This is a genomic window from Planktotalea sp. (assembly GCF_018607965.1).
Taxonomy (GTDB): domain Bacteria; phylum Pseudomonadota; class Alphaproteobacteria; order Rhodobacterales; family Rhodobacteraceae; genus Planktotalea.
The window spans coordinates 1-1251 of sequence record NZ_JABBAM010000140.1 but is presented as its reverse complement, the minus strand read 5'-3'; the positions used below and the strand labels follow the sequence as shown (position 1 = coordinate 1251).

At 53.3% G+C, this 1251-nt stretch carries 1 protein-coding gene; it reads left to right on the top strand.

Annotation, left to right across the window (positions count from 1 at the left end; all coding sequences use genetic code 11):
- The coding region (locus QZ279_RS12680; protein WP_293451444.1) for an FMN-binding glutamate synthase family protein at window positions 1-1251 on the top strand (1251 nt) is incomplete at both ends.

The window sequence follows — 1251 nt, the reverse complement described above, 5'->3', positions numbered from 1 at the left end:
GCGTGAGTGGATCAAGCGCGCAGGCGAGGGACATGACAATACGGTCGCATTCGGGTCGACGCGGAATTTGAACGTGACGGGCACCCCCATCTTTGCGAACGCGGCATTTCCTCCGTTGGACGATCAATTTGCGACCTCGGTTCCTTTGGTTATTGGCGAGGGTGCGCGCCTGCCGTTCACAGCGACAAGCTTTTTCAACATCTCAGGTATGAGTTACGGTGCGATTTCAAAACCAGCTGTCCAAGCGCTTAGTCGCGGCGCAAAAGAAGCGGGGCTTTGGATGAACACGGGCGAGGGCGGTTTGAGTCCTTTTCACATTGAAGGTGGGTGCGACGTGGTCTTTCAGATTGGCGCCGCTAAATATGGCATGCGTGATGAGAACGGTGGCTTGAGCGATGACAATCTACGCAAAGTTGCGGCGCATACGAATGTGCGGATGTTTGAATTGAAGCTTGCCCAAGGTGCCAAGCCGGGGAAGGGCGGGATTTTGCCCGGTGAAAAAGTTACGAAACAGATTGCCGAAATTCGCGGGATTGCGGAGGGCTCTGACAGCTTGTCGCCAAACCGCCATCTTGAAGTGAATAACTGGGGCGAACTCTTGGATTTCATTGGCCACATCCATGACGTCACGGGTAAGCCGACGGGTATCAAAACCGTCATTGGTACTGAGAAAGGCATCCAAGGTTTGTTTGATGAAATTACCAAACGTGGGCCTGACAGCGCACCTGACTTCATCACGATCGATGGGGGTGAGGGCGGTACTGGCGCGGCGCCTATGCCATTGATCGACCTTGTTGGAATGTCCATTCGGGAAGCGTTGCTGATGGTTGTCGATATGCGCAATCAAGCGGGCCTAAAGGATCGCATTCGCATCGTCGCAAGCGGTAAACTGGTCAATCCGGGCGATATCGCTTGGGCGTTGGCTGCCGGTGCGGATTTCATCACTTCAGCGCGTGGCTTCATGTTTTCGCTGGGCTGTATTCAGGCGCTTAAGTGTAACAAAAATTCTTGCCCGACTGGCATCACCACGCATGATCCACGGTTCCAAAAAGGATTGGTGGTTGAGGATAAATACAAACGTGTCGCGCGTTATGCGAAGGGCATCATTAAAGAAGTCGAAACGATTTCGCATTCCGTTGGTGTCACTGAGCCGCGTCAATTGCGTCGCCGTCACGTACGCTTGATGCAGGACAATGGTCGCTCAAAATTGATGTCCGACCTTTATCCGTCAGTGGACCCCAAATCAGTTGC